This window comes from Croceicoccus pelagius (assembly GCF_001661915.1).
GTDB classification, from domain to species: Bacteria; Pseudomonadota; Alphaproteobacteria; order Sphingomonadales; family Sphingomonadaceae; genus Croceicoccus; species Croceicoccus pelagius.
This window is the reverse complement of sequence record NZ_LYWY01000037.1, coordinates 106,177-126,598: the sequence shown is the minus strand read 5'-3', so window position 1 is coordinate 126,598 and position 20,422 is coordinate 106,177. Positions and strand designations below refer to the sequence as shown.

Here is a 20,422-nt window from a genome sequence, read left to right as displayed (position 1 = left end):
CTATATTTCGCCGCCCGAGAGGCGCTGACAAACGAGATCGAGCTGGTCGAGCGACTTGTAACGCACGATCACGACACCGCTCGTCGGATCCTCGTCAGCCTTGATCTGAACCGGAAGGCCGAGGAAATCCTCGAGGTGCTTTTCGACCGCAACGATATCGGCATTGTCCTCGCGCGGCGGACGCGCGGCGCGGCGGCGCGGAGCTTCGGTACCGGCGGACGCCTTGCGGACGCGCTTTTCGACCTCGCGTACGGATAGCGCCCCGCCCGCTGCTTCCTTGGCGATCTGTTCGGCAGCGTCGCAATTGATCAGCGCGCGGGCATGGCCCATTGAAAGTTCGCCCTTTTCCACCATCGTCAGCACGCCTTCGGGCAGGCTGAGCAGGCGCATCAGGTTGGCGACATGGCTACGTGACTTGTCGACCAACTCGGCGATATCGCCCTGCGACATACCGTCCCGATCCGACAGGCGATGATAGGCGCGCGCTTCCTCGACCGGATTGAGATCTTCGCGCTGGATATTCTCGATCAGGGCAAGCGCAGTGACATCCCGGTCATTAAGATCGCGAACAATTGCTGGAATTTCATGCACTTGTGCCTTCTGTGCAGCTCTCCAGCGGCGTTCACCGGCGACAAGCTGGTACGTGCCGTCCTTGGCAGGACGAACGATCACCGGCTGGATCACACCGCGTGCCGAAATCGACTTGGCGAGATCTTCAAGCGCGCCTTCCTCGAAGTGCACGCGCGGGTTTTCGGGATGCGGCGCAATGCTCGATACCGAAAGCATGGCCAGCCCTTCCCCGATGGGGGCAGGAGCGTTCTTCGCAGCGGGCTTAGCGCCAGCGGGAGCGACTGGCTCCTCGCGGCGCGTATCACCCAGCAGCGCGCCAAGTCCGCGACCGAGTGCTGCGCGACCCTTCGGCGACGGCTTGGTCCTGGTGTCCTGGCTCATGCGGCTTTCCTCTTTTCGGGCAAGCGACCGATCAGTTCGCGCGCAAGATCCATATAGGCGCGCGATCCGGTGCAGTTGTGGTCATAAACGATGGCGGGAAGTCCGTGGCTCGGCGCCTCGGACAAACGGACGTTTCGCGGCACCACGGCTTCGAAGACCAGCTTGCCAAGAACATTGCGTACATCGTCCGAAACCTGATCGGTCAGGCGATTACGGCGATCGTACATGGTGAGTGCGATGCCGACAATTGCGAGTTCGGGATTGAAGCGCTGCTGTACCTGCTCGACCGTAATGAGCAGCTGGCTGAGTCCCTCAAGCGCATAGAACTCGCACTGCAGCGGAACGAGAAGACGATCTGCTGCCGTCAGCGCATTGAGCGTGAGCAGTCCCAGCGAAGGTGGGCAATCGACGAAGCAGATGTCGTGATGGGCTTCGGCAAGTCCTGCGCGCAGTCGGCCAGTGCGATCATGCATCTCGACGAGTTCGATTTCAGCACCTGACAGGTCAACCGTCGCGGGGAGCAGATCGAGGTCGGGAATCTGCGTTCTCACGATGCAGTCATCAATCGGAATGCCATCGACCAACAGGTCATAGCTAGACTTCACGCGATCTTCGCGTTCGATGCCAAGGCCGGTTGACGCGTTGCCCTGCGGATCGAGATCGACAAGAAGCGTCCGCCAACCGATCGCGGCAAACGCGGTTGCGAGATTCACGGCGCTGGTGGTCTTGCCAACCCCGCCCTTTTGATTGGCAACCGCTATCGTGATCATGCGAACCCTCGCTTTATTTTGGACCGAGCAAATTCCCGATAATAATGCCCGATTGCGGATCGGTTACCGACTGTTCCACGTGGAACGCATGCCGCCACCCCTTCAAGTCTTCCAATTCCTGCTTTGCCGAGCGCCCCTTGGGCAAGAGCCATTCGGTAGCCTTTGTGGAAAAGGCGGCGGATAGCCTGAGCAAACGGGGCAAAGGCGCGAAGGCGCGGGCGCTGATCGCATCGTATTTCATCTCGGGAAGCTGCGAGACGTTGGCTGTCACGATATACACATTCTCGAGTCGCATCCCTTCTGCGGCCCTTTCCAGCCAATCGGTGCGGAGCGGTCTCTGCTCCGCCAAAGTGAAATTGCAGCCCGGTAAGAGTGCTGCACAGACAAGGCCAGGGAACCCAGCACCAGTGCCCAGATCAAGCCAAGTAGCTGTTTCACGTGAAACATGAGTGAGCAACTGCGCGCTGTCGACGATGTGTCGAGACCATGCGAAAGGCACCGTCCCTTTCGCAATCAGGTTCTGAGTTCCGGCCTCAGTGACAAGCATCGCCAGTAGCGTCTCAAGCCGCTGGAAACCATCATTCTCTACATTCAACTCGGATCGTAACCACTCGCGCGACCAGCTCTCGTCCTGATTGTCGAACATCAGGCAACCTCGTTCGCACGTCGACGGGCATGAACCAGAAGCGCCGAGAGGGCGGCAGGCGTGATCCCGGCAATGCGAGCTGCTGCGGCGAGGCTGTCGGGTCTTGCGTTGGTAAGCCGTTCGACCATTTCACGTGAAAGGCCGGGTATGTCGCCGTATGGAAAGTCGGGTGCAAGACGGAGTGCTTCGCCGGCCCGGAGATCACGTAGTTCGGCCTCTTGACGCGCAAGATAGGGCGCATAACGCGCGTCCTCGACCATCTCCTCAAGAAGATCGTGATCGTCGAAGTCAGGTTCAATCAGGCCACAGATAGCAGCAGCAACGCTATCGAAGCGAAGCCAATCGGTCAAACTGGTCGACGGCAGGTCTTGACGCACATCGATTCCCAGCGCGACAAGTTGGGATCCGGTCCAGGTCTTTGCGAACTGCCCGTCTAGTGTTTCACGTGAAACACCCCGACGCTGAAACCATTCTCGGCGCTCTGCCCGAACACATCCAACCTCAAGCGCCGCCGGGGTCAGCCGTGAAGACGCATTGCTTGCACGGAGGCGGAGACGGTACTCTGCCCTTGCCGTCAACATGCGATAAGGCTCGCTCACACCATGAAGGGTGAGGTCGTCGATCATAACTGCCATGTAGCTATTGGCGCGATCGATCGCCGGCCCCTGTTTGCCAAGCACAGCACATGCCGCTTCGAGCCCGGCAATCAACCCTTGGGCGGCTGCCTCCTCATACCCCGTCGTACCGTTGATCTGTCCTGCACAGTAGAGTCCCGGGATCGCCTGTAGCTCAAGCGTGCGATGCAGACATCGCGGATCCACGTGGTCATACTCAACCGCATAACCCGGCACCGCCATCGTGACTCTTTCAAGTCCCTTAATAGTCCGGAGGAAAGCCAACTGGATGTCGGTTGGCAACGACGTACTGATCCCGTTCGGATAGATCAGGTGCGTGTCGAGACCCTCCGGCTCCAGGAAGATCTGGTGGCTTTCACGATCGGCGAAACGGTGGATCTTGTCTTCGATCGAAGGACAATAGCGTGGCCCACGTGCATCGATCGCCCCGCTGAACAAGGGCGACCGATCAAGACCCCCGCGGATGATCTCGTGGGTTTCGGTGGTGGTTCGCGTGATTGAGCAGAAGACCTGAGGATTTGCCCGTTCCTTCGTCATGGGCGACATCGTCCACTGATCCGGATCGGACGGCTGTTCCTCCAATCTCGCCCAGTCAATCGTTCGCCCATCCAGACGCGGAGGCGTGCCAGTCTTGAGACGCTGCATCGGAAGCGCGGCTTCGCGCAGCTGTGCCGCCAATCGTAGGGCCCCAGCCTCTCCGAGCCGTCCGCCTTCAAATACTTCCTCGCCGCGGAAAAGCCGACCGCCAAGAAACGTCCCTGTGCAGAGGACGACCGCACCGGCCGCAATCTCGGTCCCATCACCCAGCACGACACCATTCGCTCGGCCCCCGGAGAGACGTAGCGCCGTAACCTCACCCTCTATTTCTTCAAGACCATCCTGCTCCCGGATCATCGTCTGGATAGCGCGACGGAACAGGTTGCGATCGGCTTGAACACGGGGTCCGTGCACAGCGCTCCCCTTCGACCGATTGAGCATCCGATAATGAATCGCCGCTGCATCGGCAGCGCGCCCGATTAGTCCGTCGAAGGCATCAACCTCGCGCACGAGGTGCCCCTTCCCCAACCCGCCAATAGCCGGGTTGCACGACATGGCACCGGTCTTGGAGCAGTCGAACGTCACGAGCGCCGTGCGGGCACCGGCACGCGCCGCAGCGGCTGCAGCTTCGCAACCTGCGTGTCCTCCACCTACAACGACGACATCGAATTCTTGCATAGCCGCCCTCTAGAACCGGCCCGCCATCAGGTCAAAGCAAGATGGTGTTTCACGTGGAACATCACTTGCCGATGCAGAAGCGTCCGAACAGCGTATCAAGCATATCCTCGGTTGCAGCGCGGCCCGTCAGGCGGTCGAACGCCATTCGCGCGCGGCGCAGATGTTCGGCAACGATAAGCATGTCAGACTCGCCACTGGCCCCCTCAATCGCTTCTCGAGCTTCTGCCAAAAGTGCTCTCTGGTGCCGGGCGAGCGCAACTTGTCCGGGCTTAGGCATCGCATCACGTGCATGAGCGACAAGATCCTTGACGAGATCGCCAACGCCTTCAAGCGTAATCGAAGAAATGCGATGGCGCGGTGCCGCCTTGGCGATGTGGTCGGCCTGATCGATCATAGTCTCGATCTCCCATGCACCTCGCGGCCCCTCCCCCTCAGGCCCGAGCCAGAGGACGAGATCAGCCCGCTCAATCTCATCGCGGGCCCGCTGAATGCCGATCCGCTCGATCTCGTCGTCGGTCGTGCTCCGAATCCCGGCGGTGTCGGTGAAAGTGAATGGCACCCCGCCCAGACCCACAGAACGGCTCAGCACATCACGGGTCGTCCCCGCAATCGGTGTCGCAATTGCGGCCTCCTCTTCCAGCAAAGCATTGAAAAGACTGCTTTTACCGCTATTGGGCGGACCACCGATCACGATACGGTAGCCTTCCTTCAAAACTTCGGCCCTCGGTGCATCCAGCCAAGCCGAAAGACTGTACGCCAACGTTTCGCATGATCGGGAGAAGGCAGGCGAAAGATCCGCCACGTCGTCCTCGTCGGAAAAATCGAGATTGCTTTCGACCTCGGCCGCAAGCGAGAGAACGGCATCACGCCACTCCCCCACTTGCCGGGACAACGCCCCACCCGCCAACGCCTGTGCATTGCGACGCTGTAACTCGGTATCGGCGGAAAGCAGGTCTGCCAGCCCCTCGGCCTCTGAAAGGTCCATCCGTCCGTTCGCGAAGGCCCTCCGCGTAAATTCGCCCGGCTCGGCATGGCGGAGCCCGTCGATAGCATCCAGCGCCTTCTCGATGGCCGAGACGATCGCACGCCCGCCGTGGAGGTGAAGCTCCGCGCAATCCTCACCCGTGGCGCTGGCTGGCCCCGGCATGAAAAGGACAAGCGCCCGATCGAGCAAAGCCCCGTCCAGCGGATCACGCAAGGATCGCAGGACCGCCTTGCGCGGCGCCGGCACCGAACCTGCCAAAGTTTCTAGCGCAAGCCGGCAGTCCGGCCCGCTAAGGCGCACAACCGCGATTGCTGCGGGCGGACTACCGCTGGAAAGGGCAAAGATCGTATCGCCGCCCATCTGCGGCCCGGTCCTTCAATCGCGAAAAGATCAGCTTTTCTTGGTGGGCGCGCCGAAAGCCGCCTTTGTGCCGCTTTCCATGATCTGCTGAAACATGCGCAGGCCCATTTCGCCCATCGGCGCGAAGCCCTTGATAAGATCCTGCACCTGATCGAGGCTGCCTGCACCCTTCATCGCGGTCACCAGACTGTCGACATAGACATCGTTGGCGCGCGAAACGTCGGGCAGACCCATGAAGCGACGCGCCTCTTCAGGCGTGCAATCGATCTCGACATTCACTTTCATCGCCTGTTTCCCTTCGTCCGTCAGCACCCGTTGCAGCGCCAAGCTGTCATACGACCTTGGCAAAGTCCATTACCGCGCCATATCCCCACAGGGAAACGCAAAAATGTCAGGAGACGACCGATGGCCTTCAATGCACAAATCCAGACGCTGAGCGGCGAAGACAGCTTCGGCGCCTACGTCGCCCGCCCCGAGGGGACACCGCGCGCCGCGATCATCGTCATCCAGGAAATCTTCGGCGTAAACGAAGGCATCCGGAAAAAATGCGACAAGCTGGCCGCTGCAGGTTATCTCGCCGTCGCCCCCGACCTGTTCTGGCGGATCGAACCCGGCATCGAGCTCGACCCCGATGTCGAAAAAGAATTCCAGACAGCGCTCGACTACATGGGCAAGAACAACCCTGACAAGAACGTGCGCGACATCGAGGCGACGATCCACTTCATTCGCCAGAAGGAAGGCGTCGCGAAAGTCGGATGCGTCGGATACTGCCTTGGTGGCAAGCTTGCCTACATGACCGCGACACGCACCGATATCGATGCCAGCGTGGGTTATTACGGTGTGATGATCGACCAGATGCTCAACGAATCTCACGCCATCGCCCATCCGCTGATGCTTCATATCCCGACGGAAGATGGCTTCGTTTCGCCCGAAGCGCAGGCCAAGATGCACGAGGGGCTGGACGATCACCCCAAGGTCACGCTCCACGACTACGAAGGGCTGGATCACGGTTTCGCAACCGAAATGGGCAAGCGCCGTAACGAGGAAGGCGCAAATCTTGCCGACAAGCGCACGGCGGAATTCTTTGCCGCGAACCTCGCCTAACTCACCTCACTGTAAAGAAAACAAAAAAGGACGGCATCCGATGGGGCTGCCGTCCTTTTGCATAAGATTACCCGTGAACCCGGTTACTGGTTCATAGTCGCGAAGAAATCCTCGTTGGTCTTGGAATCCTTCATTTTGTCGAGCAGGAATTCCATCGCATCGACCGTACCCATCTGCATGAGGATGCGGCGCAGGACCCACATCTTCGACAGGTTGTCCTTGCCGACCAACAACTCCTCCTTGCGGGTACCGGACTTGCCGACGTCGAGTGCCGGGAAGATACGCTTGTCTGCAACCTTGCGATCCAGCACGATTTCCGAGTTACCGGTGCCCTTGAATTCTTCGAAGATTACCTCGTCCATGCGGCTGCCGGTATCGATCAGCGCGGTCGCGATGATGGAGAGCGAGCCGCCCTCCTCGATGTTGCGGGCAGCGCCGAAAAAGCGCTTGGGCCGCTGCAGCGCGTTGGCGTCAACACCGCCGGTCAACACCTTGCCCGAGGACGGGACGACGGTGTTGTAGGCGCGGCCGAGGCGGGTGATCGAGTCGAGCAGGATGACCACATCCTTCTTGTGCTCGACCAGGCGCTTAGCCTTTTCGATAACCATTTCAGCAACTTGTACGTGGCGCTGCGCGGGTTCGTCGAAAGTCGAGGAGATAACCTCGCCCTTCACGCTGCGCTGCATGTCGGTCACTTCCTCGGGACGCTCGTCGACGAGCAGGACCAGCAGGAACACCTCCGGGTGGTTATCGGTGATCGCTTTGGCGATGTTCTGCAGCAACACGGTCTTACCCGTGCGCGGCGGTGCGACGATCAGGGCGCGCTGGCCTTTGCCTTGCGGGCTGATGATGTCGATCACGCGGGCAGACTTGTCCTTCACCGTCGGGTCGACGGTGTCGAGGACCAGCTTCTCATCGGGATAGAGCGGCGTCAGGTTGTCGAAATTGACGCGGTGGCGCACCACGTCGGGATCATCGAAATTGACCTTCAGCAGCTTCGTGAGGGCAAAATAACGCTCTCCGTCACGCGGGGCGCGGATCTCGCCTTCTACCGTGTCGCCGGTGCGCAGCTGGAACTTGCGGACCTGGTTGGGCGAGACATAGATATCGTCGGGCCCGGCAAGGTAGTTCGCCTCTGGGCTGCGCAGGAAACCGAAACCGTCAGGCAGAACCTCGATCGTGCCGATGCCGAGGATTTCCTCGTCTTCCGCGACTTCCTTGAGGATGCCGAACATAAGGTCCTGGCGGCGCATCGTCGACGCGCCTTCAACGCCCAGCTCTTCGGCCATCTCGACCAGTTCGGCGGGAGTTTTCTGTTTGAGTTCCTTGAGATGCATTGCTTGAAATTCCATCGTGGAGTCTGGTGGATCCTGTCGGGCCTTGGACCGATCATTCGGCAGGCTGGCAGGGCCGTGGTCTTTGGGCTTGGTGAAAGCGGACCTTGTTCGCACCTTTGCGGGTTCGAACGGCGGCAGGACGCCGCTGGCTTCCTAGATAGGTTTTGTGCAGCGAATCGTCAATCTGCCCCGATGGCGACCTGCGACCGGCTGCGCCTTACGAGAGGTAGAGCCTGCCCACGATCACCGTCGTCACGATCAGGATAGCAGCGATACCGGGCACTTCGTTGAGAAGACGCAGTTTCTTGCCCGAAAGCGGGCGTTCTCCGCGAGCCAGCTTCTTTGCATAGGCCATCATCCAGCCGTGATAGCCCGACAGCCCCAGAACGAAAAACAGCTTCAGGTGGAACCAGCCCTGGCTCCACGCATCGATCGTAAAGGCCAGCGCCAGCCCGAATACCCAGACGAGGATCATCGAGGGATTGAGGATGATCTTGCGAAGCCTTGCCTCACGCTCGACCCAGCGGGCGGCCTCTTCCGAACCTTCGGGTGCTTCCTGATGGTACACGAAGAACCGCGGCATCATGAACAATCCCGCCATCCAGAAGATCACGAAGACCAGGTGGCCGACCTTGAGCCAGGGATAGAGCAAGGAAAGATACTCCTGCATGGGGCATGAGATAGGGCGGGCAAGGCGCGGCGCAAACCCCCCTGCCCGGCCGGAACGGGAAAATCGTTAGCGGGACCACTTTCTTACGGTCGCAAGCAGGTCTTCGACATGGGCGATCGGCGTCTCCTTGCCGATCCCGTGGCCAAGATTGAAGACGTGCGGCCTGTCGGCAAAGCAATCGAGAACGAACTTCGCCCGGTCGGTCATGCGTTTACCGCCCGAAAGCAGGAGCAGCGGATCGAGATTGCCCTGCACTGGCATGTTCGCGGGCAGTTCGCGCGCGGCCCAGACCGGATCGACAGTCTCGTCCACGCCAACTGCGTCGACGCCGGTTTCACGCGCATAGGCGGCCAGCTTCTCGCCAGCGCCCTTCGGAAATCCGATCACTGGAACGCCAGGACACTGCTGCTTGAACCGCGCTGTGATCGCGGCATTGGGCGCGATAACCCAGCGTTCGAATTCGTCCGGTGCAAGGCTGCCCGACCACGAATCGAACAGCTGTACCGCCTCTGCCCCTGCCCTTGCCTGCCCGACGAGATATTCGACCGTAACGTCGGCGATTCCATCGATGATCGCCTTGAACGCTGCCGGATCGCCATAGGCCATTTCGCGCGCAGCGTGCTGATCGCGGCTCCCCTCGCCGTTCACCATGTAGGTCGCGACCGTCCACGGAGAGCCTGCGAAACCCAGCATCGTCTTCGTGTCGTCGAGCCGTTCTACGCAAAGCTGGACCGTCCGGTAGATCGGCGTCAACCGCTCGGGCACCATTTCCAGCGAGGCGAGCGCGGCATCTGCCAGGCGCGGCGAAAGGTGCGGACCTTCGCCGGCAAGGAACTGCAGATCCTGACCCATCGCGTAAGGGACGATCAGGATATCGGAGAACAGGATCGCGCCGTCGAAACCGAACCTGTCGATCGGTTGCAGCGTGACTTCGGCCGCGGCCTCGCAGTCATAGACGAGTGCAAGGAAACCGCCTTTTTCCGCACGAAGCGCGCGATATTCAGGCAGATAGCGACCTGCCTGGCGCATGAGCCAAAGCGGGCGGCGGGAACCGTTCGTTCCCTTCAATGTGTCGAGCAAAAGACCGGGCATGCCCCTTAGAAACTCCAAATAATTAAATTTTAAAAGGGTTGATGGACTCTGTTGGTCCTGTGGATATCGGGGATTGCGCGGCCCTGCCCGAATTATCCGGCAAAGGCCATGCCCATTTCGGCCACCCGAATCCCGCCCGGTCCGTGGTCAAACGAAACTTGTTCGCCTTACCCACAGCCTGTGGGGGATTGTTGTCCCTGTCCAGAAATACCCTGAATGGAATCAGGGACAGCGGGTGCAGTTTCGACCCTTTCGCTTGTCCGCAGTTCCCTCCCGTGGTTTATCCGGCCACCTGTCCACAGGCATCCGGGGCCGCATGACCAAGCTTCACCTCCATCTCCTGTCCGATTCGACCGGAGAGACACTTGAAATGATAGCCAAGGCGGCATTGTCGCAGTTCGACGCAGTCGAGGTCGAGCGGCATTTCTGGCCGATGGTGCGCTCGCAGCAGCATCTTGACCGGATCATGCAGGAAATCACGCATTTTCCGGGCCTTGTCGTGTTCACGCTGGTAAATCCCGACATTCGCCGGAGTCTTGAAGAGTCATGTGCTGAGGCGAATATGCCGACCGTTTCGGCGCTCGATGCCGTGACGGAGAGCCTGTCGCTCGCGCTGGGACAGGAACAGCTCCACCGCCCGGGCCGCCAACATCAGATGGACGAAGCCTATTTCAAGCGTGTCGAAGCGATCCAGTTCACCATCGCTCACGACGACGGGCTGATGTGGGAAGAGTGGGAAGAGGCCGACATCGTCCTTGCCGGCGTATCGCGCACGTCGAAAACGCCGACGTCGATCTATCTTGCCAATCGCGGGTATCGCGTTGCCAATATCCCGATCGTAAAGGAATCCCCGCCCCCTCCGAACCTGTTCCGGTTGAAGCGGCCGATGGTCGTGGGGCTGACGACTTCGCCCGATCGCTTGATCCAGGTTCGCCGGAACCGGCTTCTGTCGCTCAACCAGGCGCCCGAGACGGCCTATGTGGACAAGGAGCAGGTCGAAGACGAAGTCCGCTATGCCCGCCGCATGGCCGCTGACAACAATTGGCCGGTAATCGACGTGACGCGCCGCTCCATCGAGGAAACGGCCGCCGCAGTCATCAATCTCTATAACGAGCGCCGCACCCAGATGTCGCCGCGCAATGCCGGGACGAACCCAGTATGATCGTACTCGCGTCGAAAAGTGCTTCGCGCCAGGCGATGCTGACGTCTGCCGGCGTCGCTTTCGAGGCGGTGCCAGCCGATCTCGACGAACGCGCGCTCGAGACGGAACTGGAAGACGCGCTTCCCCCTGATGTTGCCGAAAAGCTGGCGGCGGCAAAGGCGTTGGGCGTATCGGCCTTGCGCCCGCGCGAACTCGTGCTGGGCAGCGACTCGCTCGTCGTTGTGGATGGCGAGCGGTTCGACAAGCCGGCGAGCCGCGAGAACGCCGCGCAGCACCTGCGCTTCTTTTCGGGCCGGGTCATGTACCTCTATAGCGCGGCAGTTCTTGCGCGTGGCGGAGAGATCGTGTTCCGCACGGTCAGCCTCGCCCGCCTCAAGGTCCGAGATCTCAGCGAGGCGTTTATCGAGAGCTACCTCGATGCGGAATGGCCCGAAGTCGGCTATTGCGTCGGCGTTTTCCGTATCGAGGCATTGGGTCCACAGCTTTTCGAAAGCATTGACGGCGACCAGTTCACGGTTCTCGGGATGCCGCTGCTCGAAGTGCTGGGCGCACTGCGCGCAGAGGGCGAGCTGCCGACATGAACCAGCCCTATGCCGAAGTGATCGGCGACCCGATAGCGCAGTCCAAATCGCCGACGATCCACCGGTTCTGGCTCGAAAAGTCCGGAATCGACGCTGACTACCGGCATTGCCACGTCACGGCGGAGGGACTTGCCGAATACATTGCCCAGCGCCGGGCAGATCCCGACTGGCGCGGATGCAATGTGACGATGCCGCACAAGCAGGCGATCATCCCGCTGCTAGACCGGATCGATCCGCTGGCCGCGCGGATCGGGGCAGTGAACACTGTCGTTCCCGAAGATGGCGCGCTTGTCGGCTACAATACCGATGCCGCCGGTTTCCTTGAACCGTTGCAGGACGATCTGGCGGGTCAGCACCTTTTCCGCATGGCGCGGATCATCGGAACCGGCGGTGCGGCACGAGCGATAATCGCGGCGCTGGCAGATACAGGGCATGTCCTCGTCGTCGCGGGCCGCAATGTCGACAAGGCCCGCGCGCTTCTCGACGAACTCGACCCTGAAGGCGAGCATCACGTCGCCCTCCTCGCCCATTTCGGATCCGAGACCGACTTTGCTTTCGATGATCGCAAGGGCTGCTTCGACGTCGTTGTGAACGCCAGCGCGCTTGGCATGGTGGGACAGCCGCCGCTGGCCTTCGATTTCAGCCACGTCCCGCCGGGCAGCGTCTGTTACGACATTGTCACGGCGCCTCTGGAAACACCGTTCCTGAAAGAGGCCAGGGCGCGCGGGTTCCGCACGGTCGACGGGCTCTCGATGCTGATCGGGCAGGCCGCCGCAGCGTTTGAGAAATTCTTCGCCGCCCCTGCCCCACGAGATGACGACGCGGCTTTGCGCGCCAGGCTGACGGCATGAGCCGCGTCTATCCCGAACGCGATGGGCCAAGGCCGTTCATCCTCGGCCTCACCGGCTCAATCGGCATGGGCAAATCCACCGTTGCGGGAATGCTGCGCGATCTGGGCGTGCCGGTTTTCGATGCCGATGCCGAAGTACACCGGATGCAGGGCCAGGACGGCGCGCTTTTGCCTGCGATCGAGGCGGAATTTCCCGGATCGACCGGTCCGGAAGGGGTCAAACGCGCGGAACTGGGCGCGATCGTCTTTGGCGACAGCGAAGCCCTCGCCCGCCTTGAGGCTATCGTTCATCCCGCCGTCGCTGCCGAGCGGTTCGACTTCATGGACGAGCACTGGCATGCGCCCGTCGTCTGTTTCGACATTCCTTTGCTTTACGAAAAGACCGGTACTGCCGGTCTCGACGCGGTGGCGGTCGTCTCCGCCCCGGCAGAAGACCAGCGCCGCCGCGTTCTTGCGCGACCGGGCATGACCGAGGCGAAGTTCGTGGACATTCTCGCTCGCCAGATGCCCGATGCGGAAAAGCGCCTCCGCGCCGATTTCGTGATCGATACCGGCAAGACGATGGATGAAACGCGCGAACAGGTGCGCGAAATGGTCGAGGCCCTGCGCCTGCGACACGACACCTAGAGCAAGGACCGCATAGAGAAAGGGCGGCCCGATGGACCGCCCTTCCCGCTCATCGACTGTAAAAGTCGTTATCTGGCCAAATCACTCGGCCCAAATCATTCAGCAGCGTCATCGCCGCCCTGCGGTGCTTCGTCCGATGAATCCGCCTTGCTGTCGGGCGTCTTGGGTGCTTCGACCTTCTTGGCCTTGCGCTTGCGGCGCTTGACGACTTTCGGGGCGGCCGGGGTCAGTTCGAAAGCCAGGATCGGCTTGCCATCCTCGTCGTCCTTGGTGGAAACGTGGACTTCGCCGCCTTGCGCCAGCTTGCCGAACAGCAGTTCTTCCGCCAGCGGCTGCTTGACCTTGTCCTGGATGAGGCGACCCATCGGGCGCGCGCCATAGAGCTTGTCATAGCCGCGTTCGGCCAGCCAGCTGCGGGCATCGCTGTCGAACTGGATGTGGACGTTCTGATCGGCTAGCTGCAGTTCGAGCTGCAGGATGAACTTGTCGACCACGCGCGCCACGACCGGCTTGCCGAGGTAGGCGAAGGGGACGATCGCATCGAGACGGTTGCGGAATTCGGGGGTGAAGAGCTTTTTCACTGCCTCGTCGCCCGCGTCCGCCTTCGACACGTCGCCGAACCCGATACCGCTGCGCTGCATGTCCGCCGCGCCCGCGTTCGTCGTCATAATGAGGACGACATTGCGGAAATCGACGGTCTTGCCGTGGTGGTCGGTCAGTCGGCCGTTATCCATCACCTGCAGCAGGATGTTGAACAGGTCGGGGTGTGCCTTCTCGATTTCGTCGAGCAGCAGGACGCAGTGCGGCTGCTGGTCGATGGCATCGGTAAGCAGACCGCCCTGGTCGAACCCGACATAGCCCGGAGGGGCACCGATCAGGCGGCTGACAGAGTGGCGTTCCATGTATTCCGACATGTCGAAACGCTGCAGCGGGATGCCCATGATGTCGGCCAGCTGGCGCGCAACCTCGGTCTTGCCGACGCCGGTGGGACCGGAGAATAGGAACGAGCCGATCGGCTTGTCCGCATCGCGCAGACCCGCACGGGACAGCTTCATCGCGGTGGAGAGCACCTCGATGGCCTTGTCCTGCCCGAAGACGACCTGCTTGAGGTCACGTTCGAGGTGTTCGAGCGCCTTCTTGTCGTCCTTCGACACCGATTTGGGCGGGATGCGGGCCATCGTGGAGATGACCTTCTCGATCTCGCGCGCGGTGATGGTCTTGCGACGCTTGCTGGGCGGAACCAGCATCTGCATCGCGCCGACTTCGTCGATGACGTCGATGGCCTTATCGGGCAGCTTGCGGTCGTTGATGTAACGGGCCGAAAGCTCCACCGCCGTCTTGATCGCGTCGGGCGTGTACTTGACCTGGTGGTGTTCCTCGAACGCGGTGCGCAGGCCCTTTAGGATCTTGATCGTATCCTCGACCGTGGGTTCGTTCACGTCGATCTTCTGGAACCGGCGCAGTAGCGCGCGGTCCTTTTCGAAGTGGTTGCGGAATTCCTTGTAAGTCGTCGACCCGACGCAGCGGATCGCGCCGCTGGAAAGCGCGGGCTTCAACAGGTTCGATGCATCCATCGCACCGCCGCTGGTGGCGCCGGCACCGATGACGGTGTGGATCTCGTCGATGAACAGGATCGCCTCGGGCATCTTTTCAAGCTCGTTGACGACCTGCTTCAGGCGTTCCTCGAAATCGCCGCGATAACGGGTGCCCGCCAGCAGCGCGCCCATGTCGAGCGAGTAGATCACCGCGTCCATCAGGACTTCGGGCACGTCGCCTTCTACGATCTTGCGGGCAAGACCTTCGGCGATCGCCGTCTTGCCGACGCCGGGATCACCGACATAAAGCGGGTTGTTCTTCGAACGGCGGCACAGAATCTGGATCGTCCGGTCCACTTCGGGGCCGCGGCCGATCAGCGGGTCAACCTTGCCGGCCAGCGCCTTTTCGTTGAGATTGACGGTGAACTGGTCGAGCGCGGAGTCCTTTTTGCCCTTCGCGTTCTCCGTCTTCTCTTCCTGCTTGGCTTCTTCCTCGCTCGTGCCCTTCGCCGGACGCTGTTCGACCGAACGGCCCGACTTGCCGATGCCGTGGCTGATGTAGCTGACGGCGTCGAGGCGGCTCATGTCCTGCTGCTGCAGGAAGTAGACCGCATAGCTGTCGCGTTCGGAGAACAGGGCAACCAGCACGTTCGCACCTGTCACCGTGTCCTTGCCCGAAGACTGGACGTGGAGGATTGCCCGCTGGATCACGCGCTGGAACCCTGCCGTAGGCGAAGGGTCCGCCTTTTCCGCGGTCTTCAGCGACTGGTATTCCTGGTCGAGGTACTGTTTGACCACGTTGGTCAGTTCGGGGAGATCGACCCCGCACGCTTCCATGACTTGCGCCGCATCCGGATCATCCACGAGAGCGAGCAGGAGGTGTTCCAGCGTCGCGTATTCGTGGCTGCGTTCCGCCGCGTTGGCGAGCGCCGTGTGGAGAGTCTTTTCAAGGCTCTGGGCAAAAGATGGCATGTGTCAGGCCCTTTCTGTGCCTAGGAAGCGAGTCCGTTCCTACGGTATACCCTATCGGGTCTGAACGAACGGCAAACGACTTGGTTGCTGCAGTGCAACACAACTGCTGCACATGCGTAAAGAGAAATGCGACGAATGCAGGCTGAACTGCCCAAACCGTATGGGAAGGGCGTATCGCGATCACTGCGGAGGCTTGTCCGGCTTGGGTGAAAACAGGGCGTCCGCCGCCAGTCTGTGGGCCGCTGCCTTTTCCATGTGGGAACGGGTGCGGAGAATCTCCGCTTCAAGCTGCGCAATGCGAATTTCCAGCTCGTCCTGCGAATAGCTGTCCAGGCTTTCGCTGGTGAGGCGGCTGGCATTGTCGCCGCGTGTCCGGGGGCGATCGTCGTCGTCCATATTGCTGTGACAATCTTGGGTTCGTTCGGCTTGCTGTCAATGGGCGGGGCGGTTAATCACCCGGCGAAACGATGCGAAATCCACAAGCGGGCAGGGGGCTTGGCCGTTTTCGGAGTTCGTTTTGGTCGCAACAGGGGGAATTTGATGCTGCCGGACACGATGACTGCCATCGTCTGTGAAGGACATGGAGGGCCAGAGGTCCTTGTGCCGAAGGAAATGCCGGTCCCTTCACCCGCAGCGGGACAGGTCCTGATCAAGGTCGCGCACGCGGGCGTAAACCGCCCAGACGTGATGCAGCGAAAGGGTCTCTATCCGCCGCCGCCCGGCGCGCCCGAGGTTCCGGGTCTGGAAATCGCGGGAGAGGTCGTCGCCGTGGGTGAGGGCGTCGACGCAGGCATGATCGGTTCTCGCCAGTGCGCGCTTGTCGTCGGTGGCGGCTATGCCGAGTATTGCCTTGCGATGGCCAGCCACTGCTTGCCGGTACCCGATGGCGTGCCGCTGGCCGAAGCGGCAGCCTTGCCCGAAACCGTCTTCACCGTCTGGCACAATGTCTTCGAACGCGGTTTTGCCGATGAAGGCGACTGGCTGCTGGTCCACGGCGGAACCAGCGGGATCGGCACGACCGCGATCTCGCTCGCGAAGCTGTTCGGCATCCGCACGATCGTCACTTGCGGCAGCGCCGACAAGTGCGAGGCCGCGCTGCGCCATGGTGCAACTCACGCGATCGACTACAAGACGCAGGACTTCGTCGAGGAAGTCGCCCGCATTACCGGCGGTCGCGGAGTCGATGTCGTGCTCGACATGATCTCGGGCGATTACGTCGCGAAGAACATCGCTTGCATGGCCGACGAAGGCCGCCACGTCACGATTGCGGTCATGGGCGGGGTCAAGGCGACGATCCCGATGCACAAGGTCATGACCAAGCGCCTGACGCTGACCGGATCGACACTGCGTCCGCGTTCGAATGACTTCAAGACGGCCGTTGCCGACGAGATTCGCGCCAATGCCTGGCCTTTCGTTGCCAGCGGCCAGCTTCGTCCGGTGATGGACCAGTCCTTCCCGCTGCGCGAGGCGAGTGCCGCCCACGCGCGGATGGACGGCGGCGAGCACATCGGGAAGATCGTGCTCGATGTCTGACCGGCTGGTCCTTCACGAGGACCCGATCAGCGGCAATTGCTACAAGATCCGGCTGACCGCCGCGCTGGTCGGAGTAGCGATCGAGCGACGGGCCTACGACATCACGAAGGGCGAAACCCGCACGCCGGAGTTTCTTGCCGAAGTGAACGCGAACGGGCGTATCCCCGTGCTTCAGGTGGGAGACCGCTTTCTGCCGGAAAGCAACGCGGCATGTGTCTATCTCGCGGAAGGATTGCCTTTCATTCCCGAGAACAGGTTCGCACGCGCCGACATGCTGCGCTGGATGTTCTTCGAGCAGTACAATCACGAGCCGAACGTGGCGACCCTGCGCTTCTGGCTGACGGTCGTGGGCGAGGGCGCCCTTGATGCCGTCCAGACGGCTGCGATCCCCGGCAAGCGGGCAGGGGGTGAGGCCGCGCTCGCGCTGATGGATCGCGAACTGGCCGCCCGCGACTGGCTGGTGGGGGAGGGGCCGACGCTCGCGGACCTCATGCTATATCCTTACACTCACGTCGCGGGCGAGGCGGGCTTCGACCTGTCGGGCTATCCGGCGGTGGAGCGGTGGCTTTCGCGGATCGAGACTCTGCCCGGATATGTCGCGATGAAAGGCTGAAACCCCGTGAATCCGTAGCAGGGCCGTATCCGGCCTTGCCGAAAGCGACGCCTTGGCCTAAATGCGACAGCGCAAGCGGCCGCTCCGGTAAGGGGCGGCCCTTATCGTATTTACCGCCCGGCACCTTTTCCGAACGATCGACCGGGCCCCTTTTTCGAGAGGTTTTTAGCGTGAGCCAGAATCAAGCCACTCCGCTGATGCCGCACGCCACGGCAAGCTGGCTGGTCGACAATACCGGCCTGACTTTCGAGCAGATTGCCGAATTCTGCGGCCTCCACATCCTCGAGGTCCAGGCCATGGCCGACGATCTTGCAGGCGCAAAGTACACCGGCCGCGATCCCGTGCGTTCGGGCGAACTGACGCACGACGAGATCGAGAAAGGCCAGGCCGACTCGACCTACAAGCTGAAGATCCAGAAGGTGCCGGTGCAGATCCAGCGTACCAAGGGCCCGCGCTATACCCCGGTGTCCAAGCGTCAGGACAAGCCCGACGGCATCGCGTGGATCCTGCGTAATCACCCCGAAATGTCGGACGCGCAGATCGGCAAGCTGATCGGCACGACCCGCAACACCATCGGCGCGATCCGCGAACGCAGCCACTGGAACATCCAGAACATCAACCCGAAGGACCCGGTTACGCTGGGCCTTTGTTCGCAGCGCGAGCTCGATTCCGCTGTCGCCAAGGCCGCGAAGAAGGCAGGCATTGAGGCTGACGCCATTCCGGATTCGAAGCTGGTTGACGACAAGCAGGCTCTGATCGACGAGCTGAAGAAAGAGCGTGAAGACGCTGCTCGCGCAGCTGTCACAGCGGCCCAGGAAGCCGAAGCGGAGGCGTGGCTTGCCGCCCGTCGCGCCGAAGGCATCCCCGAGGAATAATTATTTTGCAGGTTCTGCCGCAGCGCCTGACGTTACGGCATCTGCGAAAAGCCCGGCCCGCATAGCGCGGTGCCGGGCTTTTTGCTGCGCCTGCGAGACTGCTACCTTGCGGAATTCCGCGGAAAAGCGCAAAATAGCTGACATGAATGTCAATAAAACATCGGAGAGGATCTTGAGAGCAGAATGGCCCGGTAAGGACCGTGAAGAGGCCCTCGGCCAATATCGCCACCCTATCGCATGGGACAGTGAGTTCGAGCCACTGACGGTTCCTCAACTGCTGGAACGTGGCGCGCACCTTGCTGGAACGCGCAAGATCGTTGATTTCTATGGGCGCCGCACCAGCTACATCGATATGTTGGCGCAGGCGAAGAAGGTCGCCGCCGCCTTGCAGCGCGCAGGCGTCGGCAAAGGCGACCGCGTCGGACTGTTCCTGCCCAACGTGCCGGTCTATGTTGCGGCCTATTACGGCATCGCGATGGCCGGGGCGACAGTAGTCAACTTTTCGCCCCTCTACACGGTCGAGGAACTGGCTCAACAGGTCGAAGATTCGGGCGCGAAGCTGCTCTTTACCATCGACTCTTCCGCGCTCCTTCCAACGGCACTGAAAGTGCTCGATTGCTCGTCGCTTGAAGGCCTCGTCGTCGAGAGCCTTGCCGACATGCTGCCGCGCCTGAAATCGGCGCTGATCCGCATAGTCGGTCGCAAGCAGCTCGCCGCCATTCCCACCAACGACAAGCGGGTGCGGACTTACGCGGATTTCATCGCTGGATGCACTGAGCCAAAACCGGTCGAGATCGATCCGAACGACGTGGTCCTGCTGCAATATACCGGCGGCACCACCGGCACGCCGAAAGGCGCGATGCTGACGCATCAGAACATCACGGTAAACGCGCGCCAGACCCTGCGGGTCGACCGCCACCGGGGTGAGCGTGACATCATGATCGGCGTATTGCCGATGTTCCATATCTTCGCGAACATCGTCGTCCTGAACCGCACCGTGCTGGACGGGGGCATGATCGTGATGCTGCCGCGATTCGACGCGCGCCAGACGCTGAAGGCGCAGAACCGGGTGAGGGCGACTTCGATGCCCGGCGTGCCGACGATGTTCCAGGCGCTCCTCGACCATCCCGACGTGGCCAAGACCGATTTCGATTCGTTGCTGGTATGCATTTCGGGCGGCGCGCCGCTGCCCCTGCCGCTGAAGCGGAAGTTCGAGGGGCGGACCGGCGCGCATATCGTGGAAGGCTACGGGCTCACCGAATCGGGCATCGTGTCGACCAATCCGTTCGGCAATCTAGACTTCGAAAAGCCCGGCACGATCGGGCAACCCCTGCCGGGAACCGAGATCCGCCTGCTCGACAAGACCGACCCCACGCGTCTTGCCCCTGATGGCGAACCGGGTGAACTGGCGATCCGCGGGCCGCAGACGATGGTGGGCTACTGGAGCCGTTCAAACGACGATGGCGTCTTTGCCGACGGTTTCTTGCGCACTGGCGACGTTGCCACGATCGACGAGGACGGTTTCGTCACCATCGTCGATCGTATCAAAGACATGATCAGCGTCGGTGGCTTCAAGGTCTTCCCGAGCCGGATCGAGGAAGTCGTGATGGAGCGGAAGGGGATCCAAGAGGCGCTCGTCATCGGTGTGCCCGACGACTATCTGGGCGAACGTCCGAAGCTCTACGTCACGCTGGAAGAAGGCAGCGACGACGACGCGGATACGCTGTGCGCATGGGTCAACCGTCATGTCGGCAAGCATGAGCGCGTCGTCTCGGTCGAAATCCGCGAGGACCTGCCCAAGACGATGATAGGAAAGCTGGACCGCAAGGCGCTGCGCGCCGAAGTCGCGGCACAGGCAAAGGAAAAGGTGGCGGAACCGGCGGCCTGAGCCCCGGTTCGCGCCACCTTT

20 protein-coding genes are annotated in these 20,422 nt (G+C 61.4%); 9 read left to right on the top strand and 11 right to left on the bottom strand.

All coding sequences use genetic code 11. The annotated features are described in order from the left end of the window. From A9D15_RS10000 to A9D15_RS09975, 6 genes are all read right to left on the bottom strand, one after another. Entirely contained in the window at nt 1-951 is a 951-nt protein-coding gene (locus tag A9D15_RS10000) for a ParB/RepB/Spo0J family partition protein (RefSeq protein WP_066764509.1), read from the bottom strand. Then, entirely contained in the window at nt 948-1,721 is a 774-nt protein-coding gene (locus A9D15_RS09995; protein ID WP_066764507.1) for a ParA family protein, read from the bottom strand. The genes A9D15_RS10000 and A9D15_RS09995 overlap by 4 nt, the downstream gene beginning before the upstream one ends. Before the next feature lie 13 nt (nt 1,722-1,734). Further along, the gene (locus tag A9D15_RS09990; RefSeq protein ID WP_066764505.1) at nt 1,735-2,367 is read right to left on the bottom strand and encodes a 16S rRNA (guanine(527)-N(7))-methyltransferase RsmG; all 633 of its coding nucleotides are present in this window, start codon (nt 2,365-2,367) and stop codon (nt 1,735-1,737) included. Then, the gene (gene mnmG / locus A9D15_RS09985) at nt 2,367-4,217 is read right to left on the bottom strand and encodes a tRNA uridine-5-carboxymethylaminomethyl(34) synthesis enzyme MnmG (protein WP_066764504.1); all 1,851 of its coding nucleotides are present in this window, start codon (nt 4,215-4,217) and stop codon (nt 2,367-2,369) included. The genes A9D15_RS09990 and mnmG overlap by 1 nt, the downstream gene beginning before the upstream one ends. Before the next feature lie 61 nt (nt 4,218-4,278). Continuing rightward, nucleotides 4,279-5,562 carry a tRNA uridine-5-carboxymethylaminomethyl(34) synthesis GTPase MnmE gene (gene mnmE, locus A9D15_RS09980; RefSeq protein WP_066764502.1) on the bottom strand — a complete coding sequence of 428 codons (1,284 nt, stop codon included), beginning with the start codon at nt 5,560-5,562 and terminating at the stop codon, nt 4,279-4,281. Nucleotides 5,563-5,592: 30 nt separating this feature from the next. Further along, complete coding sequence (locus tag A9D15_RS09975) at nt 5,593-5,847, bottom strand: DUF6489 family protein (protein WP_172807511.1); 255 nt, start codon at nt 5,845-5,847, stop codon at nt 5,593-5,595. A 120-nt stretch (nt 5,848-5,967) separates the two neighbouring features. Here A9D15_RS09975 and A9D15_RS09970 point away from each other — a divergent pair, with 120 nt between their 5' ends. Then, on the top strand, nt 5,968-6,666 hold the full coding sequence (locus tag A9D15_RS09970; protein WP_066764501.1) for a dienelactone hydrolase family protein: 699 nt from the start codon (nt 5,968-5,970) through the stop codon (nt 6,664-6,666). An 83-nt stretch (nt 6,667-6,749) separates the two neighbouring features. On the opposite strand, the gene rho is transcribed toward A9D15_RS09970, so the two are convergent. The 3 genes from rho to hemE form a co-directional block, all read right to left on the bottom strand. Beyond that, a complete protein-coding gene (gene rho / locus A9D15_RS09965; RefSeq protein ID WP_066764499.1) occupies nt 6,750-8,003 on the bottom strand; it encodes a transcription termination factor Rho in 1,254 nt (417 codons plus the stop codon). Nucleotides 8,004-8,220: 217 nt separating this feature from the next. After that, the gene (locus A9D15_RS09960) at nt 8,221-8,673 is read right to left on the bottom strand and encodes a CopD family protein (protein ID WP_066764496.1); all 453 of its coding nucleotides are present in this window, start codon (nt 8,671-8,673) and stop codon (nt 8,221-8,223) included. Nucleotides 8,674-8,739: 66 nt separating this feature from the next. After that, a complete protein-coding gene (hemE, locus tag A9D15_RS09955; protein ID WP_066764495.1) occupies nt 8,740-9,765 on the bottom strand; it encodes a uroporphyrinogen decarboxylase in 1,026 nt (341 codons plus the stop codon). Between the two features lie 316 nt (nt 9,766-10,081). On the opposite strand from hemE, the gene A9D15_RS09950 reads away from it, so the two are divergent. From A9D15_RS09950 to coaE, 4 genes are read left to right on the top strand one after another with little or no spacing between them, the layout of a single operon-like run. Continuing rightward, nucleotides 10,082-10,927 (top strand): pyruvate, water dikinase regulatory protein, encoded by an 846-nt coding sequence (locus A9D15_RS09950; RefSeq protein WP_066764493.1) that lies wholly within the window; start codon nt 10,082-10,084, stop codon nt 10,925-10,927. Next, nucleotides 10,924-11,508, top strand: a complete 585-nt coding sequence (locus A9D15_RS09945) for a Maf family protein (protein WP_066764491.1) — start codon at nt 10,924-10,926, stop codon at nt 11,506-11,508. The genes A9D15_RS09950 and A9D15_RS09945 overlap by 4 nt, the downstream gene beginning before the upstream one ends. Then, nucleotides 11,505-12,359: a shikimate dehydrogenase gene (gene aroE, locus A9D15_RS09940; RefSeq protein WP_066764490.1), complete on the top strand. Its 855-nt coding sequence runs from the start codon at nt 11,505-11,507 to the stop codon at nt 12,357-12,359. Before A9D15_RS09945 ends, aroE begins: the two co-directional genes overlap by 4 nt. Next, on the top strand, nt 12,356-12,985 hold the full coding sequence (coaE, locus tag A9D15_RS09935; protein WP_066764489.1) for a dephospho-CoA kinase: 630 nt from the start codon (nt 12,356-12,358) through the stop codon (nt 12,983-12,985). The genes aroE and coaE overlap by 4 nt, the downstream gene beginning before the upstream one ends. Before the next feature lie 95 nt (nt 12,986-13,080). Here the strand turns inward: coaE and clpA are convergent, their stop codons facing one another. Next, nucleotides 13,081-15,492 carry an ATP-dependent Clp protease ATP-binding subunit ClpA gene (clpA, locus tag A9D15_RS09930; protein ID WP_066764487.1) on the bottom strand — a complete coding sequence of 804 codons (2,412 nt, stop codon included), beginning with the start codon at nt 15,490-15,492 and terminating at the stop codon, nt 13,081-13,083. Between the two features lie 180 nt (nt 15,493-15,672). Beyond that, a complete protein-coding gene (locus A9D15_RS09925) occupies nt 15,673-15,888 on the bottom strand; it encodes a DUF1192 domain-containing protein (RefSeq protein WP_066764485.1) in 216 nt (71 codons plus the stop codon). Between the two features lie 144 nt (nt 15,889-16,032). Between A9D15_RS09925 and A9D15_RS09920 the strand changes: the two genes are divergently transcribed. The 4 genes from A9D15_RS09920 to A9D15_RS09905 all read left to right on the top strand — a co-directional run bounded on the left by A9D15_RS09920 (nt 16,033) and on the right by A9D15_RS09905 (nt 20,401). After that, a complete protein-coding gene (locus tag A9D15_RS09920; RefSeq protein WP_066764483.1) occupies nt 16,033-17,025 on the top strand; it encodes an NAD(P)H-quinone oxidoreductase in 993 nt (330 codons plus the stop codon). Then, nucleotides 17,018-17,638: a glutathione S-transferase family protein gene (locus tag A9D15_RS09915; protein ID WP_066764481.1), complete on the top strand. Its 621-nt coding sequence runs from the start codon at nt 17,018-17,020 to the stop codon at nt 17,636-17,638. Before A9D15_RS09920 ends, A9D15_RS09915 begins: the two co-directional genes overlap by 8 nt. Before the next feature lie 197 nt (nt 17,639-17,835). Next, nucleotides 17,836-18,513: a DUF1013 domain-containing protein gene (locus A9D15_RS09910; RefSeq protein WP_082924396.1), complete on the top strand. Its 678-nt coding sequence runs from the start codon at nt 17,836-17,838 to the stop codon at nt 18,511-18,513. 142 nt (nt 18,514-18,655) lie between these two features. Next, nucleotides 18,656-20,401, top strand: coding sequence for an AMP-binding protein (locus A9D15_RS09905; protein ID WP_082924395.1), 1,746 nt, complete (start codon nt 18,656-18,658; stop codon nt 20,399-20,401). The last annotated feature ends 21 nt before the right edge of the window (nt 20,402-20,422 follow it).